Source organism: Pseudomonas sp. NPDC089743 (genome assembly GCF_044748785.1).
GTDB classification, from domain to species: domain Bacteria; phylum Pseudomonadota; class Gammaproteobacteria; order Pseudomonadales; family Pseudomonadaceae; genus Aquipseudomonas; species Aquipseudomonas putida_X.
The window spans coordinates 176,199-191,178 of sequence record NZ_JBIVGS010000004.1 but is presented as its reverse complement, the minus strand read 5'-3'; the positions used below and the strand labels follow the sequence as shown (position 1 = coordinate 191,178).

The 14,980-nt window shown below is 64.2% G+C and carries 16 protein-coding genes; 6 read left to right on the top strand and 10 right to left on the bottom strand.

Annotation, left to right across the window (positions count from 1 at the left end):
- Nucleotides 1–2: 2 nt before the first annotated feature.
- Genes ACIPZC_RS10050 through ACIPZC_RS10030 form a run of 5 tightly spaced genes read left to right on the top strand, consistent with a single transcriptional unit; the run spans nt 3 to nt 4,140 of the window.
- On the top strand, nt 3–683 hold the full coding sequence (locus ACIPZC_RS10050; RefSeq protein WP_241803778.1) for a TenA family transcriptional regulator: 681 nt from the start codon (nt 3–5) through the stop codon (nt 681–683).
- Nucleotides 670–1,476 carry an SDR family oxidoreductase gene (locus ACIPZC_RS10045; protein WP_400626594.1) on the top strand — a complete coding sequence of 269 codons (807 nt, stop codon included), beginning with the start codon at nt 670–672 and terminating at the stop codon, nt 1,474–1,476. Before ACIPZC_RS10050 ends, ACIPZC_RS10045 begins: the two co-directional genes overlap by 14 nt.
- Nucleotides 1,473–2,114 (top strand): hypothetical protein, encoded by a 642-nt coding sequence (locus ACIPZC_RS10040; protein WP_400626592.1) that lies wholly within the window; start codon nt 1,473–1,475, stop codon nt 2,112–2,114. The genes ACIPZC_RS10045 and ACIPZC_RS10040 overlap by 4 nt, the downstream gene beginning before the upstream one ends.
- A gap of 2 nt (nt 2,115–2,116) precedes the next feature.
- On the top strand, nt 2,117–2,779 hold the full coding sequence (locus tag ACIPZC_RS10035) for a response regulator (protein ID WP_400626590.1): 663 nt from the start codon (nt 2,117–2,119) through the stop codon (nt 2,777–2,779).
- Complete coding sequence (locus ACIPZC_RS10030; protein WP_400626588.1) at nt 2,776–4,140, top strand: sensor histidine kinase; 1,365 nt, start codon at nt 2,776–2,778, stop codon at nt 4,138–4,140. Before ACIPZC_RS10035 ends, ACIPZC_RS10030 begins: the two co-directional genes overlap by 4 nt.
- On the opposite strand, the gene chrA is transcribed toward ACIPZC_RS10030, so the two are convergent.
- Nucleotides 4,115–5,341: a chromate efflux transporter gene (gene chrA / locus ACIPZC_RS10025; protein WP_400626586.1), complete on the bottom strand. Its 1,227-nt coding sequence runs from the start codon at nt 5,339–5,341 to the stop codon at nt 4,115–4,117. The two genes, ACIPZC_RS10030 and chrA, sit on opposite strands and share 26 nt — an antisense overlap.
- Nucleotides 5,342–5,526: 185 nt before the next feature.
- On the opposite strand from chrA, the gene ACIPZC_RS10020 reads away from it, so the two are divergent.
- Nucleotides 5,527–6,087: a hypothetical protein gene (locus ACIPZC_RS10020; RefSeq protein ID WP_400626584.1), complete on the top strand. Its 561-nt coding sequence runs from the start codon at nt 5,527–5,529 to the stop codon at nt 6,085–6,087.
- A gap of 18 nt (nt 6,088–6,105) precedes the next feature.
- Here ACIPZC_RS10020 and ACIPZC_RS10015 read toward each other — a convergent pair whose 3' ends face one another.
- The 9 genes from ACIPZC_RS10015 to nikB form a co-directional block, all read right to left on the bottom strand.
- Nucleotides 6,106–6,840 (bottom strand): proteasome-type protease, encoded by a 735-nt coding sequence (locus ACIPZC_RS10015; RefSeq protein WP_349975740.1) that lies wholly within the window; start codon nt 6,838–6,840, stop codon nt 6,106–6,108.
- A gap of 78 nt (nt 6,841–6,918) precedes the next feature.
- Nucleotides 6,919–7,698: a transglutaminase family protein gene (locus ACIPZC_RS10010; RefSeq protein WP_241803770.1), complete on the bottom strand. Its 780-nt coding sequence runs from the start codon at nt 7,696–7,698 to the stop codon at nt 6,919–6,921.
- Entirely contained in the window at nt 7,695–8,645 is a 951-nt protein-coding gene (locus ACIPZC_RS10005) for an alpha-E domain-containing protein (RefSeq protein WP_241803769.1), read from the bottom strand. The genes ACIPZC_RS10010 and ACIPZC_RS10005 overlap by 4 nt, the downstream gene beginning before the upstream one ends.
- A gap of 3 nt (nt 8,646–8,648) precedes the next feature.
- The gene (locus ACIPZC_RS10000) at nt 8,649–10,058 is read right to left on the bottom strand and encodes a circularly permuted type 2 ATP-grasp protein (RefSeq protein ID WP_241803768.1); all 1,410 of its coding nucleotides are present in this window, start codon (nt 10,056–10,058) and stop codon (nt 8,649–8,651) included.
- 314 nt (nt 10,059–10,372) lie between these two features.
- On the bottom strand, nt 10,373–11,506 hold the full coding sequence (locus ACIPZC_RS09995) for a diguanylate cyclase (RefSeq protein WP_400626582.1): 1,134 nt from the start codon (nt 11,504–11,506) through the stop codon (nt 10,373–10,375).
- A gap of 101 nt (nt 11,507–11,607) precedes the next feature.
- The gene (gene nikE, locus ACIPZC_RS09990; protein ID WP_400626580.1) at nt 11,608–12,429 is read right to left on the bottom strand and encodes a nickel import ATP-binding protein NikE; all 822 of its coding nucleotides are present in this window, start codon (nt 12,427–12,429) and stop codon (nt 11,608–11,610) included.
- Nucleotides 12,426–13,196: a nickel import ATP-binding protein NikD gene (gene nikD, locus ACIPZC_RS09985; protein ID WP_400626578.1), complete on the bottom strand. Its 771-nt coding sequence runs from the start codon at nt 13,194–13,196 to the stop codon at nt 12,426–12,428. The genes nikE and nikD overlap by 4 nt, the downstream gene beginning before the upstream one ends.
- A complete protein-coding gene (nikC, locus tag ACIPZC_RS09980; RefSeq protein ID WP_400626576.1) occupies nt 13,197–14,042 on the bottom strand; it encodes a nickel ABC transporter permease subunit NikC in 846 nt (281 codons plus the stop codon).
- A complete protein-coding gene (gene nikB, locus ACIPZC_RS09975) occupies nt 14,039–14,980 on the bottom strand; it encodes a nickel ABC transporter permease subunit NikB (protein WP_400626574.1) in 942 nt (313 codons plus the stop codon). The genes nikC and nikB overlap by 4 nt, the downstream gene beginning before the upstream one ends.

Genomic DNA, 14,980 nt, shown 5'->3' with positions numbered 1-14,980 from the left:
CCATGTCTTTTTTCGACACGCTGCAACTGCAAACCACCCAGGAGCGCCAGGCCCTGTTCGCCGTGCCGGTCATACGCGATGCGTTGGCGGGCCACGTCAGCCTCGACAGCTATGTGGCCTTCCTGACCCAGGCATACCACCATGTACGCCACACTGTGCCGCTGATGATGGCGTGCGGGGCGCGCCTGCCTTCGCGCCTGGAATGGCTGCGCGGCGCTGTTTGCGAATACATCGAGGAGGAGTATGGCCACGAGCAGTGGATCCTCAATGACATCAATGCCTGTGGGGGCGACTGGGAAGCGGTGCGTGACGCTCGGCCAGCACTGCCGATCGAGCTGATGGTCGCGTACCTTTACGACCTGATCGCCCGGGGCAACCCGGTCGGGCTGTTTGGCATGGTCAACGTGCTCGAAGGCACAAGCGTTGCTTTGGCCACCCAGGCTGCCGGCACGATCCAGAGCACGTTGGCGTTGCCGGACCGGGCCTTCAGTTACCTCAGCTCCCACGGCGCTCTCGACCAGGACCATATGGTCACTTACAAGCGCCTGATGGACCGCCTTGATGACGCTGATGACCAGCGCGCTGTGATCCATGCGGCCAAAGTGGTTTACCGCCTGTATACCGACATGTTCCTGGGGCTGCCGCGTGCGGGCCTGCATGAGGTGCGTCATGCGCTTGCCTGAGTGCGCAGTGATACTCACCGGCGCCAGCGGAGGCATCGGCCTGGAGCTGGCCGAACAGTTGTGCGCAGACGGTGCCCGGGTGTTGGCGGTGAGCCGGCAGATGGGCAAACTCGCCGGCCTGATGAACCGTTACCACGACAGGCTGCTGTGGCAGTCGGCCGACCTGCGCAGCCATCAGGGGCGTGAACAGGTGCTTGCCCGCGCCCGGACGATGGGGGGCGTCAACGTCCTGATCAATGCCGCAGGCGTGAACCGCTTTGCCCTGCTTGACCAACTAGACGAGCAGGCGCTGGACGAACTGCTGGACATCAACCTCAAAGCCGCGGTGCAACTGACCCGTGTGTGCCTGCCGCTGCTGCGCGAACAACCCCGGGCGATGGTGGTCAACGTCGGCTCCACCTACGGCTCGATCGGTTACCCAGGTTACGCCACCTACTGCGCCAGCAAATTCGCCCTGCGCGGTTTCTCCGAGGCGCTGCGCCGGGAGCTGGCCGATACCTCGGTGAATGTCATGTACGCCGCACCCCGGGCAACCCGCACCGCGATGAACAGCACCGCCGCCACGGCGCTCAACCAGGCGCTGAAGGTCGGCATGGACGACCCTGCGGATGTGGCCCGCGCGGTGCTCAAGGCCGTGCAGTCAGAACGCAACGAGCTGTACCTGGGGTGGCCGGAAAAGCTCTTCGTGCGCATCAACGGCATGTTGCCCGGTGTGGTCGACCGTGCGCTGCGCAAGCAACTGCCGGTGATCCGTCGATACATCGCCAGTCATTCCAAGGAGTCGCTCAAATGAAAGGTCTGTTCATCGCTGGCCTGCTGGCCTTCGCACCGCTCACCTGGGCGCTGGACCAGGCTGGCAGCCAACAACTGGCTGACTTGCAACAGCGCTGGGCGCAGATTCAGTACCAGATGCCTGAAGGCAAGCGCGCCGAGGCGTTCGAGAGACTGGCAAGCGACGCCTCCACGCTGGTTCACCAGCATCCCGGCTCGGCCGAACCCTTGATCTGGGAGGGCATCATCAACAGCAGTTGGGCAGGTGCCATTGGCGGGCTGGGGGCGTTGGGCAAGGTCAAGTCGGCCAAGGCCAGCCTGGAAGAGGCGATCAAACTCGACCCCAGTGCCCTGCAGGGCTCGGCGTATACCAGCCTGGGTACCTTGTATGACCAGGTGCCCGGCTGGCCTATCGGTTTTGGTGACAGCGACAAGGCCGACACCTTGTTGCGCAAGGCGCTGCAGATCAACCCCAATGGTATCGACAGCAACTACTTCTGGGCCGATCATCTGTTCCGGCAAAAGCGCTATGCGCAGGCCACTGCCGCCCTGGAAAAAGCCCGGCAGGCGCCGCCACGCCCGGGGCGCGAGTTGGCCGACCAAGGCCGGCGCAGGGATATCGATGCTTTACTCAAGGCCATCAAGGACAAACAGGACTGAACATGCGGCTGCTGCTGGTTGAGGATGATCCCGCCCTGGGTGAGGGGATCTGCGACGGGTTGCGCCAGGAGGGTTATACCCTCGATTGGTTGCGCGATGGCCTGAGCGGGCTGCATGCCCTGCAAAACGAAATGTTCGACCTGGTGATCCTCGACCTCGGCCTGCCGCGCCTGGGTGGCATCGAGTTGCTGCGACGGGTCAGGGCAGGGGGCGACAGCCTGCCGGTTCTGATCCTTACCGCGCGCGATGCTACCGAGGATCGCATCATCGGCCTGGATGCCGGTGCCGACGACTACCTGATCAAGCCCTTCGACCTCAACGAGCTCAAGGCTCGGCTGCGCGCCTTGCTCAGGCGCAGTGCCGGCCGGGCCACGGTGCTCATCGAGCACGCAGGCGTAAGCCTTGACCCTGCCACTCAGCAGGTGCACTACAACGGTGTACCTGTGGTACTGACGCCCAAGGAGTATCGGCTGCTGCACGAGTTGCTGGCGCAACCGGGCAAAGTGTTTACCCGTGAGCGGCTGACCCAGTTGCTGTACGGCTGGGACGAGGAGCCTGAAAGCAACACGCTGGAAGTGAACATCTATCACCTGCGCAAGAAGCTGTTCAACGGCCTGATCCGCACGGTGCGCGGTATCGGGTATCTGGTCGAGGGCAAGGTATGAGCTCGCTGCGCCAGCGTACGCTGTGGCGGGTGATGGCGCTGATGCTGCTCGGCACCGGTTTGTTGGCGCTGTACAACTATCACGACAGCCGGCGCGAGATCAACGAAGTCTACGATGCCCACATGGCTCAGAATGCCCGGCTGCTGCAGGGTGTCATGAACCTGCCGGTGCAGGATGGCAATCGCGAAAAACTGTATCGGGCGTTCAACGAAGCGCTGGGCAAGGCCGGGCGCCATCGCGTGGGCCACCCCTATGAAAGCAAGCTGGCGTTCCAGGTATGGGGTGAGGGAGGGCGGCTGCTGGTGCACACGCCCAGTGCGCCGACGCTCGACGCACCGCCCACGGCCCCCGGCTTTTATGATTTCGCCAGCGGTGGCGAGCAATGGCGTGGCTTCGTTCTACCGGTGCCCGAGAAGCAGTGGGTGATCTGGGTGGGTGAGCGCGACGATGTACGCTACGACCTGATCGACCGCATCGTGCGCCATACCCTGTTACCGTTTCTGCTCGGCAGCCTGGGCCTGGTAGTGCTGGTCTGGGCAGCCATCGGCTGGGGATTGCGGCCGTTGCAGAACATGGCCGATGTGATTCGTGCGCGCCATGCCGACTCCCTGGAGCCTTTGCAACTGGTGCCGTTGCCGACCGAACTGGAACCCATGCAGGCTGCCATCAACCGCCTGCTGGCGCAGATCGAGGACCTGTTGCGGCGCGAGCATCGGTTCATCGCAGACGCCGCCCATGAGATGCGCACCCCGCTGGCGATCCTGCGCCTGCATGCGCAAAACGCACAGGCCGCCAGTACCGATGCCGAGCGACAGAAAGCCTTGGGCTTTCTGATTGGCGGTGTGGACCGGCTGACCCGGGTAGTCAACCAGTTGCTGACCCTGGCCCGTGTCGAGCCGCGCCTCGGTCAGCGTCCCACCGCCCTTGTCGACCTGAGCGAAGTAGTCACCGATGTGCTGGCGGATCTCACACCCTGGATACTGGATCGCGGCCTGGAGCCCTCGCTGGATATCAGCGAGGGTGACCACGGTCTGCTGATCGATGCTGGTGCGTTGGCCATCGCCCTGCAGAACCTGGTGTCCAATGCAGTGGAGCATTCACCGCCCGGTGGGCGCATCACCGTATCACTCAAGCGTCTGGCCAATCGCCTCGAACTGGTTGTCGAAGATGAAGGGCCGGGCATCGACGAGGCCAACCTCGGGCGGGTGTTCGAGCGCTTCTACAGCCGCAATAGCCCCAATGGGGCAGGGCTTGGGCTCTCGATCGTGGCTACCATCACCGAGCGCCTGGGCGGGCAGGTGCGCCTTGAGAACAGGGCCAGCGGCGGGCTGGCAGCTACCCTGACGTTTGCATTGCAGTAAGCAGCCAGCCAAACAGGCCGCAGCCCAGGACCACCAGCCAGGGTGGCATCTTCCAGAACATCAGGGCCACGAGGGCTGTGAGCGCAAAAGCGAAGTCCGATGGCGTGGCAATGGCGCTCGTCCAGACCGGGTGGTACAGGGCGGCTAACAGCAGCCCTACCACGCTTGCGTTCACACCACCCAGCGCGGCCTGGCTACGCGCGCTGTGCCGCAGTTTTTGCCAGAAGGGCAAGACGCCGACCACCAGCAGGAAGGAGGGAGTGAAAATGGCCAGAATGCAGACCGTAGCGCCCACCCAGCCGGAGGGCTGCACGGTCATGGATGCCCCCAGAAATGCCGCGAAGGTGAAGAGGGGCCCCGGTACCGCCTGTGCCAGGCCATAACCCGCCAGGAAGGTGTCGTTGCTGACCCAGCCGTTGGGCACTGTCGCCGACTGCAGCAACGGCAGCACCACATGCCCGCCACCGAAGACGAGTGAGCCTGCGTTGTAGAAGGCGTTCACCATCGCCAGGACCTGCGACGGCCAGACCTGGGCCAGCAGCGGTAGCCCGAGCAACAGAGCAAAGAACACTGTCAGCGCGATCAGGCCGGTTTTGCGGCTGACTGCAAACGGCAGTTTTTCCGCTGCCGGAGGTGGCGTGGACTTGAACAGCACCCAGCCTGCCAAGGCAGAACACACAATCACGCCGGTCTGCCCCAGCGCAGAGGGCCACACAAGCGCCGCGCAGGTGGCGCACAAGGCGATGGTCACACGCGCAACATCGGTGCAAAGGCTGCGTGCTATGCCCCACACCGCCTGGGCGACAACCGCGACTGCAACGATCTTCAGGCCGTGCAGCAAACCACCAGGGGCGGCGCCGCCCCATGCCGAGATGCCCTGGGCCAACAGGATCAGCATGATGGCCGATGGCAAAGTGAAGCCTGCCCAGGCTGCCACCGCGCCCGAGAAACCTGCGCGTGAGAGGCCAAGGCCTATCCCGACCTGGCTGCTCGCCGGGCCGGGAAGCACCTGGCACAGGGCGACCAGTTCGGCGTAACTGCGTTCACTGAGCCATTGGCGGCGCGATACCAACGCTTCGCGAAAGTAGCCCAGGTGCGCAATGGGGCCACCGAAAGAAGTCAGCCCCAGGCGCAGGAAAATCAGAAAGACCGACCAGGCAGAGTCGCAAGACTTCACCTCGCTGTTGCTGCGTTCTGACATGCAGGCTCCTTGGATTGATGTCGCCGCTGTTTTCCTGGGGCGCAACCACCTGCGTCGGGCGCAGGGTGGCGTTCGGGGTCACAGGCACTGAAAATCCCACGCCAAGCCCAAACTACCGACTCATTTTTTCAAAGTTTGCTGTGCGCCGCCTACGCTGTCCAGAACAGTGGCTGGCAGGAAGCACCATGAGCAATTTCCCTATCGTTGCTACCGTCCTCTCGATGATCTTGGGGCTGTCGGTCACCCGCCTGCTTCTGGGCGCGCTGACGGTCTTTCGTATTCGTCGTAGCGCTGCCCCTGATTGGGTGGCCCTGGTCTGGGCGGTCATGCTCTTCACCACACAGATGGATTTCTGGTGGGCGGTCAATGCACTGCCACAAGTAAGGGCGACCTTCTCGTTCCAGGAATTTCTGCTGCTGGTGCTGCTGGCGCTTTCGCTGTTCGTCTCCTCGGCGCTGATGTTGCCCAGCCGAAGCGAGGACGAAGTGGGAGGGCTGCGCCTGTACTTCGAGCAGGATGGCCGGTACGCGCTGCTGTTCCTGTCGGGCTATTACCTGCTTGGGCTCATCGTCAACATTTTGCTGTTCGGCGTCTCGCCGCTGGCGCTTTGGGGCGCTTTTGACGTGGTGATGATCGTGATTCCCCTGTGCGTGTTCGCAGCCCGCTCGCGGAGGGCCTATTCGCTGCTGACCGTGGTATTCGTGCCTATCAACATTGCGGACCTGGTGATAACGCTACTGGCGTGACCGAGGGTTGGCCCCGGCTCATTTGGCCATGAAGCCCGGCGGTGGCGGGGTAAGCTCGCCAAGCAGGCTTTTCAAACCATCACCCCATTGTTTGCGGATATGGCTGTAGTAGGGGTCGTCTTGATGGATGCGCACCGGCTCCCTGGCCGTGAGGCTGTCCTTGCCATACACCAAAAGGTCCAGCGGCATGCCGACCGACAGGTTGCTGCGAATGGTCGAGTCGAATGAGATCAAGCCGCAGCGCAGCGCTTCGTCCAAGGGCGTGTCGTAGGTCAGGTTGCGGTCGAGAATCGGTCTGCCGTACTTGCTCTCGCCCAATTGCAGGAACGGCGTGTCCGGCGTTGCCTGGAAGAAGTTGCCTTGGGCGTAGACGTTGTAGATGCCCATGGCGCTGCCCGCGATCTGGCCGCCCACCATGAACGAGGCGCTCAGGTCGATCTGCGCCGTCAGCTTGCTGCGGTCACGGGTGATGACTTCGCGAAGGGTTTCGGCCACCAGTGCCGCCGCGTCGTAGAGCGTGCCGACGTTCAGCAGGTGGCTGCCGGTACCTCGGCTACGTTGCTCAAGCAGGTTGACCACCGATTGCGAGGTGGCAAGGTTGCCGGCGGTCTGCAGGACGATCAGCCGGTCCCCCGGCACGCTGAAAACGAACAGTTTGCGAAACGTGGATATCTGGTCGATCCCGGCATTGGTACGGGAGTCGCAGATGAATACCAGCCCGTCCGCCAAATGCATAGCGACGCAGTAGGTCATGCTTTCTACCTTGTTCTTGGAATGGAGCGGCCCCGCCGCGCAGGGCGCGACGGGGCCCGCTAGCGTTGCGCCAGGCGCTTACTGGCGGTGCACGTGGACGCTGGCCTGCATGGATTCGACGCCGCCACCGCGGCGCACGCCCCGGACCGGGCAGGCGTCGAGGTAATCCAGGCCGACCGCCAGTTTCAGGTGCCGTTCGGGCCGGGTGAGGCGGTTGGTGACGTCGAAGCTGTACCAGGCATCATCGATCCAGGCTTCGGCCCACGCGTGGCTGGCCAGGTGGGTTTCGTCTTCGGTGCACAGGTAGCCGGACACGTAGCGCGCCGGGACGCCCAGGCTACGGGCGCAGGCCAGGAAGGCGTGGGTATGGTCCTGGCACACCCCGGCGGCGCCGGCAAATGACTCGCTGGCGGTGGTGCCCACCGAAGTAGCCCCCGGGCTGTAGGGCATATGGTCGGCCAGCCCTTGCATCAGGGCGGTCAGCGCGCCCCGGTCGCGGCGCTCGCCGCACTGCTGGGTGGCAAAGGCCTTGAGTGCGTCACTGGCCTGGGTGAGGTGGCTGCTGCGCAGAAAAGGCAGGGGCGATTGGCCGCCGGCCTCATGTTCACAGCCCGGGTCGATTTCCACCTGGCCACTGGCGGTAAGGGCCAGGTGGCCATGGGGTTTGTCTAGGGTCAGTACGTGCAGGATATTGCCATACGGGTCGATCTGGCTGTTCACCTTGCAGGGCAGGTCCAGTTGCCACTCGAGGATGCGCTGGCGCTCGCTGCTGCGCGGTGTCAGGCGCAGGAACTGGATGCTGTTGCACACATCACTGGCGTAGCTGTAGGTGGTGTCGTGGCGAATGGACAGTTTCATACGACCTCCAGGTAGGAATTGTGCACGGTCTGGCCCAGTTGGTGGATGCGGCCGATGAAGTCGGTCAGCCACACGTGCAGCCCGGCTTCGAGAATTTCATCGATGGCGGTGTAGCGCAGCCGCGCGTTGAGTTCGGCAGCCATCCGTTGTGCAGCGCGGCCGGTAGTGCCAGGCAGCGCGGCGAGTATCTGGTCGAGCTCTTCGATGCAGGCATGCAATGACCGTGGCACGTCAACGCGCAGCAGTAACAGCTCCGACACCGGCCGTGCGCTGGGCGCGTTGCGGTAGATTTCGTTGAAGGCTTCGTAGGACGTCAGGGCGCGCAACAAGGCGCTCCACTGGTAGTAACCCCTTGCCGAGTCGTCGCTGACCTCCTCGGAAGTTTCGCCGAACATTTCGTAGCGGGCATCGAGCAGGCGCAGGGTGTTGTCCGCCCGCTCCAGGAAGGTGCCCAGGCGAATGAAGCTGTAGGCATCGTTGCGCATGATGGTACCAGCGGTTGCGCCGCGGAACAGGTGGGAGCGTTCCTTGACCCAGTCGCAGAACTGGCTGATGCCATAGCGTCCAAGGCCGTTGCTGGCGATGTTGCGCATTTCGATCCAGGTGGCGTTGATGTTTTCCCACATGTCGGCGGTTATGCGCCCACGCACCGCATGGGCGTTGGTGCGCGCTGCCTGCAAGCAGCAATAGATGCTGCTGGGGTTGTTCGCGTCCAGCGCAAAGAAGTGCAGCATGCGCTCGGTGTCCAGCTCGGCGTGCTTGCGGATGTAATCGTCCAGCGTGCCGGACGCCAGCAGCGACATGGCCAGCTCTGTGTGGCCATCCGAACGGCCGGCTTGCGGCATCAGCGACAGCGAGTAGCTGACCTCGAGCATGCGCGCGAGGTTTTCGGCGCGCTCCAGGTAGCGGGACATCCAGTACAGGTCGGAAGCGGTTCTCGAAAGCATGGCTCAGTCCTCCACCACCCAGGTGTCTTTGGTGCCGCCGCCCTGCGACGAGTTGACCACCAGCGAGCCTTCCTGCAGTGCCACGCGGGTCAGGCCGCCCGGCACCAGGCGCGTTTCGCTGCCTGACAGCACGAACGGACGCAGGTCGATGTGGCGCGGCGCGATACCGCTTTCGACGAAAGTCGGGCAGGTGGACAGGCACAGCGTGGGCTGAGCGATGTAGGCGTGCGGGCGCGCCTTGATGCGGGCCCGGAAGTCCTCGATTTGCGCCGCCGTTGCAGCGGGGCCGACCAACATGCCATAGCCGCCGGAGCCTTGGGTTTCCTTGACCACCAGCTCGGGCAGGTGGGCCAGAACGTGGGACAGGTCCTGTGGCTTGCGGCATTGCCAGGTGGGCACGTTCTTCAGGATCGGCTCCTCGCTCAGGTAGAAGCGGATCATCTCGTCGACGTAGGGGTAGATCGACTTGTCGTCGGCAACGCCGGTGCCCACCGCGTTGGCCAGCACGACATTGCCTGCCCGGTACACCGAGATCAGCCCCGGTACCCCCAGCATCGAATCAGGGTTGAACGACAGGGGGTCGAGGTATTCGTCGTCCAGGCGGCGGTAGATCACGTCCACTTGCTGCGGGCCTGCGGTGGTGCGCATGTAGAGGTGGTCGTTGCGCACGAACAGGTCGGCGCCTTCGACCAGCTCGATGCCCATCTCCCGCGCCAGGAAGGCGTGCTCGAAGTAGGCACTGTTGAAGCGCCCGGGGGTGAGCACCACGGCGGTCGGGTTGTCCAGCGGGCTGGCACTCTTGAGTGTGTCGAGCAGCAGGTTGGGGTAGTGGTCGATCGGTGCGATGCGTTGGGCGGCGAACAGTTCAGGGAACAGGCGCATCATCATCTTGCGGTCTTCGAGCATGTAGCTGACGCCGCTGGGGGTGCGCAGGTTATCTTCCAGTACGTAATACGTACCATCGCTGTCGCGTACCAAATCGACGCCGGCGATATGGGCGTACAGCCCGCGGTGCAGGTTCAGGCCCTGCATGGCGACCTGATAACCCTCGTTGGCCAGCACTTGCTCTGGCGCAATGATGCCGGCCTTGAGGATGCGCTGATCGTGGTAGATGTCCTGGAGGAACAGGTTCAGCGCCTGAACCCGCTGGATGCACCCACGTTCAACGATGCGCCATTCGCTGGCGCGGATGCTGCGCGGGATGATGTCGAAGGGGATCAACCGCTCGGTGTCCTGCTGGTCACCGTAGAGGGTGAAGGTGATACCGGCCCGGTGGAACAGCAGGTCGGCCTCATGCCGCCGTTGTTCCAACAGTTCCAGCGGTGTGTTCGCCAGCCAGCGGGCGAACTCCTGATAGTGCGGGCGGCAACTTCCGTTTGCCTCATACATTTCATTGAAAAAAGCCCGGGACATACCCACTCCTTGCCACGACTCGTCGGCAGTTTCGTTTCTCGCTTGCCAAGCGATCGGGAGAGGGCGTTGCAATGACGATGCCGGAACGGGCAGGGCGCAAGCGTCAGGAACAAAAATGGCTCTGGAGCAGCGTGAGTGCGCTTGTCGCTATCAATATCGCGACAATATCAGGCGATTTGACGGAGGTTGGCGTGGGCGGAGCGCGCCGCCGGCCGCAGCCTGCTGCATCAAATGGGTGCACGCCCGGGTTTATCGAAAAAGTCGAACCAAATCAGGGCAAGCGGTCAGGCGTCAGGCTCTGGCCAGCCGTACCATCAGGCGGTTGCATGCCTGTGGTCGACAACCGTCACGCGGTTGCGGCCCGATGCCTTGGAACGGTACATGGCCTTGTCGGCACTGCTGAGCAAGGTATCGAGTTCACTGGCGGGGGCTTTGGCGAAGGCCAGGCCTATGCTGGCGGTAACGGCGTGTTCGCTGTTGACGCTCAGCTTTGCTATCAAGGTCCGCAGGCGCTCGGCGATCTCGCTGGCAGTGGCCAGAGGCGTGTCGGGTAGCAGGATGGCGAATTCTTCGCCGCCCAGCCTGCCGGCGATATCGTCAGCACGCAGGCTGGCGCTGATGGCTGCACCGATCCGTTGCAACACCTGGTCGCCCGTCGCATGCCCGGCGGTGTCGTTGATCTGTTTGAAATGGTCGACGTCCAGCATCAGCACGGCTACGTACGTCTGCGCTTCCTGGCACAGGGCGTGCTGCGCCAGGGCGCAGTCAAAGAAGGCACGCCGGTTGTTCAAGCCGGTCAGTTCGTCCGTGCATGAGGCCACGATGGCAAGGCGGTGTGCGCGCTCCATTTCATGCCTGAGGCGCCAGGCGGTGACCAGCGCTGAAGACAGGCTGTTCGTTGCATTGACCACGAACGACGCAAACACCAGCACCGCCAGGGCGATGCCCTGTTGCAGCGCGGATGGCTGCAGCAGCAGCCAGCCGGTGCAAGGCAGCAGTACCAAGGCGATCGAGACCAGGGTCATGTTGCGGTACGAGGAGTAACACGAGACTGCGCTGACGGACATGCCCACGGCAAACAGCATGATCAATGCCTGCCCCAACAGGTCGTCGGCAGGCATCACCGCCAGTGCGCCCAAGCCCCAGACTGCCGCAGACAACGCCAGGGTGGCCCAGTAGCGCCACTCCCAGCGTTCGGCCGTGCGTTGGCTGGCGGGTGCTCGCAGGTAGGCGATGAACATCGCGGTGCGCAGGGCCGTCGACAGGCTCAGCACTGTCATCCAGACGGCTACCTTTTGCTGGTCGAAACGCTCCCAGCCCAACCAGCACAGCATTGCCGCCGCCAGGAAACTGCCAAGTACAGCGGGTGCCGACTGGACGAACAGCTGGTGCAGGCGATCCGTCCTAACGCAGTGCGCTATCTCATCGCCTGGATTGAGCTCTGTCATGGCATCGGCCGCAATTCGTGATCGGTGGCGCATTGTGGCACTTTGCCTGCGCACTGGAAAAGCGTTCTGGCGTTCACGCCGGATGCACCCTCATGTTGGTGTCAGTGCGTGCCGAGTGGCAGCGCTTGTCTTGCCTGCCTCTTGTCGGGCCGTACGGGCAACATGGCAGACTGTAGCTGCTTTCCAACGGGATGCTCGAAAACAGTGCCGTGCTCGACGGGCCGGTCCTCGACGATGCGGCCAGCGTCCAGCAGTACGACCCGCTGGCAGAAGTACTGCACCAGGCTCAGGTCATGGCTGATCAGCACGAAGGCGGTGCCGCTGCGCTGGCGTAACGCCTCAAGCTGCTGCAGCGTTTGCAACTGCAATACCCGGTCCAGGTTCGACAACGCTTCGTCGAGCACCACCAGCTGCGGCGAGGCGGCCAGCGCCCGGGCGATGTTGGCACGCTGCAACTGGCCGCCACTCAACTGCTGCGGCAGCCGTTGCGCATGCTCGGCGCGCAGGCCCATGGCCTGCAGCAGTTCGAGCGTGCGCGCTTGCCGCTGGGCTTCATCCATGCCGGTGAGGTGGCGCAACGGTTCGGCGATGCTCCAGCCGATGCTGCGCTGCGGGTTGAAGGCACCGGGGGCGTCCTGGAACACCAGTTGCACGGTGCGCTGGAAATCGCGCGCCTGCTCCCCCCGTAGCTGGCTGACATCCTGCCCGGCAGAACTCACCTGGCCCTGGGTCGGTTTTTCCAGCCCGAGCAGCAGCCGCGCCAGCGTACTTTTGCCGCTGCCACTGCTGCCCAGCAGGCCGACCGACTCACCGGCATGCAGTTGCAGCTCGATACCGTCGAGCACCTGCAGCCAGCCCCGTTTGCGCAACAGCCCCCCGGTGCGATAGCGATGGCTCAGGTGGTGGACGTGCAGCAGGCTCATGGCTGGCTCCCGCAAAGTATCTGGTGGGCGTGGAGGAGGGTACGGGCAGTGGCGCTGGCAGGGCGCTGGAAAAGCGCATGCACCGGCTGGTACTCGACGACGCGGCCGGCTTCCATCACCGCGACCTGGTCTGCGCAGCGCGCCACCACGCCCATGTCGTGAGTGACCAGCAATACCCCCAGCCCATGGACCTGCACCAGTTCCATCAACAGGTCGAGAAAACGCGCCTGGCTCAGGGCATCGAGGTCACTTGTGGGTTCATCGGCCAGGAGGAACGGGGTTTCGGCCATGAGCGCCAGGGCGATCATCATGCGTTGCAGCATGCCCCCGCTGAGCTGAAAGGCGAACGATTGCAGGACCCGTTCACGGTCTGCCAGGCCCACCGCCTCCAGGCACTGGGCCATCCGCGCACGGGCTTGCGTACCGGTGACTCCGCGCTGCCGGAGCGTCTCCAGGCCGTGGCTGGCCATGTTGCGTACTGGGTTGAAGGCGCTGCGCGGGTTTTGCAATACCAGGCTGGCCAGGCGGCCACGGGCACTGCTGGCAGCCAGCGGCTGGCCGTCGAGCAGCAACTGCCCTTGGGTGCGGGACAGGCCTGGTGGCAGCAGGTCGAGCGCACCAAGGCAACTGAGGGATTTGCCCGAGCCACTGGCACCGACCAATGTGCAGACTTCGCCGCGGCGCAGTTGCAAGTCGACGCCGTGCACCAGCACGCCGGCCTGCGCCTCTATGCGCAGGCCGCGGATTTCAAGGACCGACGGGTTCATTCAATGGCGCTCCTGTGTAGGGTCCAGGCGGTCGCGCAGCGCATCGCCCAACAGGTTGAAGGCCATCACCGAGAAGAAGATCATCAGCCCTGGCAACAGCAGCAGTTGCGGGTGCGTCCAGATGAACTCCTTGGCGTCGTTGATCATCACGCCCCATTCGGCGGTGGGCGGCGCCACCCCAAGGCCGAGGAACGACAGGCCGGAGACGTGCAGCATCATGTGGCCGATGTCCATGGTCGCCAGCACCAGCAGGGGGCCGGCGATGTTGGGCAGCACATGCTGGCGCAGCCGCGTCCAGCGTGAGGCGCCGGCCAGGCGTGCAACCAAGACGTACTCGCGACCGCGCTGGGCAATCACCAGGCCACGCACCATGCGCGCATACCAGGCCCAGTGGGACAGCGCGATGGCGATGATCACGTTGCTAAGACCTGTGCCCAGCAAGGTGACGAAGAAGAATGCCAGTACCAGGGTGGGGAAGGTCATGAACATGTCGCACACGCGCATCACCAGCAGGTCGGTGCGCCCCCCGACGAACCCGGCCACGCCGCCGACCGCGAGGCCAAGCGCCAGCACCAGCGCCAGGGTCAGCATCACGCTGCCCAAGGACAGCCGCGTGCCGACGATCAGTCGTGAAAGCAGGTCGCGCCCGAGGTGGTCGGTGCCCAGCCAGTGGTTGGCGTCGGGCGCCTGCAAGCGCCGGCCAAGGTCGACCAGGTCGGGGTCATGCGGGGCGATCCACTGGCCGAACAGCGCCAGCATTGCCAGCAGGCCGACCAGGACCAGGCCGATCGTCAGGCTGGGGCGGCGCAGCAGCCAGGGCTGACGCAGGGCAGACGGCGTACTCATGCGTTCACCCCTTCCAGCCGGCTGCGAGGGTCAAGCCAGGCGTAGCAGACATCGACGACCAGGTTGCAGATCATCAGCAGGCCGGTCAGCAGCAGGGTGAAGCACTGCATCACCGGGAAGTCGCGGTTCAGCACTGCTGACACCGCAAAACGGCCAACGCCGGGCCAGGCGAAGATGGTCTCGATCACCAGTGCGCCGCCGATCAGTTCGCCGGTGTGCATGCCGGTGGCCGTTACCAGCGGCAACCAGGCATTGCGCAGGATATGGTCGCGCCAGACGTGCCGCTCGGGCAGGCCGCGGGCACGGGCATAGGTGACGTGGCGTTGCCCGCCGGCTTCCAGCAGGCTGGCACGCAGCAGACGGGCATTGATCGACATCGACATCAGGGCGATCGCCAGCACTGGCATTACCAGGTGCCCGGCCCCCCCGCGCCCCAGCGGTGGCAGCCAGCCCAGCCATAGGGAAAACAGCGCGATCAGCAGAAATGCCAGCCAGAAATTGGGCATGGACACCCCCAGGAAGGTCACTGCCCGCACGGCGTGGTCGGGCCAGCGCCCTTGCCAACGGGCCGCCAGCAGCCCCAGCGGGATCGACAGCAGCAGCGTGCAGGCCAACGCCAGGCCGCCGAGTTGCAGGGTGGCGGGCAGGTAGTAGAGCAGGTCATCGAGCACTGGCCGGCCGGTGATGTAGGAGATGCCGAAGTCCAGGTGCACGGCGTTCCACAGCCAACTCAGGTATTGCGCATACAACGGGCGATCCAGCCCCAGGGTATGGCGAACTTCGGCGATGGCTGCGTCGGTCGGTGGAATGTGCGAAAGCCGAAGGTAGTCCAGCGCCGGGTCGGTGCTGCCCAGGTGCAGCAGTACGAACACCAGCAACGACACGCCAAGCATGACCGGCACGAGCAGCGCCAGGCGCAGCAGGATGTAGCGCAACAT

Excerpts from the sequence above, each read along its gene's own strand:
- ACIPZC_RS10050 (WP_241803778.1), top strand. The coding sequence starts at position 3 with ATGTCTTTTTTCGACACGCTGCAACTGCAAACCACCCAGGAGCGCCAG.
- ACIPZC_RS10045 (WP_400626594.1), top strand. The coding sequence starts at position 670 with ATGCGCTTGCCTGAGTGCGCAGTGATACTCACCGGCGCCAGCGGAGGC.
- ACIPZC_RS10040 (WP_400626592.1), top strand. The coding sequence starts at position 1,473 with ATGAAAGGTCTGTTCATCGCTGGCCTGCTGGCCTTCGCACCGCTCACC.
- ACIPZC_RS10035 (WP_400626590.1), top strand. The coding sequence starts at position 2,117 with ATGCGGCTGCTGCTGGTTGAGGATGATCCCGCCCTGGGTGAGGGGATC.
- ACIPZC_RS10030 (WP_400626588.1), top strand. The coding sequence starts at position 2,776 with ATGAGCTCGCTGCGCCAGCGTACGCTGTGGCGGGTGATGGCGCTGATG.
- chrA (WP_400626586.1), bottom strand. The coding sequence starts at position 5,341 with ATGTCAGAACGCAGCAACAGCGAGGTGAAGTCTTGCGACTCTGCCTGG.
- ACIPZC_RS10020 (WP_400626584.1), top strand. The coding sequence starts at position 5,527 with ATGAGCAATTTCCCTATCGTTGCTACCGTCCTCTCGATGATCTTGGGG.
- ACIPZC_RS10015 (WP_349975740.1), bottom strand. The coding sequence starts at position 6,840 with ATGACCTACTGCGTCGCTATGCATTTGGCGGACGGGCTGGTATTCATC.
- ACIPZC_RS10010 (WP_241803770.1), bottom strand. The coding sequence starts at position 7,698 with ATGAAACTGTCCATTCGCCACGACACCACCTACAGCTACGCCAGTGAT.
- ACIPZC_RS10005 (WP_241803769.1), bottom strand. The coding sequence starts at position 8,645 with ATGCTTTCGAGAACCGCTTCCGACCTGTACTGGATGTCCCGCTACCTG.
- ACIPZC_RS10000 (WP_241803768.1), bottom strand. The coding sequence starts at position 10,058 with ATGTCCCGGGCTTTTTTCAATGAAATGTATGAGGCAAACGGAAGTTGC.
- ACIPZC_RS09995 (WP_400626582.1), bottom strand. The coding sequence starts at position 11,506 with ATGACAGAGCTCAATCCAGGCGATGAGATAGCGCACTGCGTTAGGACG.
- nikE (WP_400626580.1), bottom strand. The coding sequence starts at position 12,429 with ATGAGCCTGCTGCACGTCCACCACCTGAGCCATCGCTATCGCACCGGG.
- nikD (WP_400626578.1), bottom strand. The coding sequence starts at position 13,196 with ATGAACCCGTCGGTCCTTGAAATCCGCGGCCTGCGCATAGAGGCGCAG.
- nikC (WP_400626576.1), bottom strand. The coding sequence starts at position 14,042 with ATGAGTACGCCGTCTGCCCTGCGTCAGCCCTGGCTGCTGCGCCGCCCC.
- nikB (WP_400626574.1), bottom strand. The coding sequence starts at position 14,980 with ATGTTGCGCTACATCCTGCTGCGCCTGGCGCTGCTCGTGCCGGTCATG.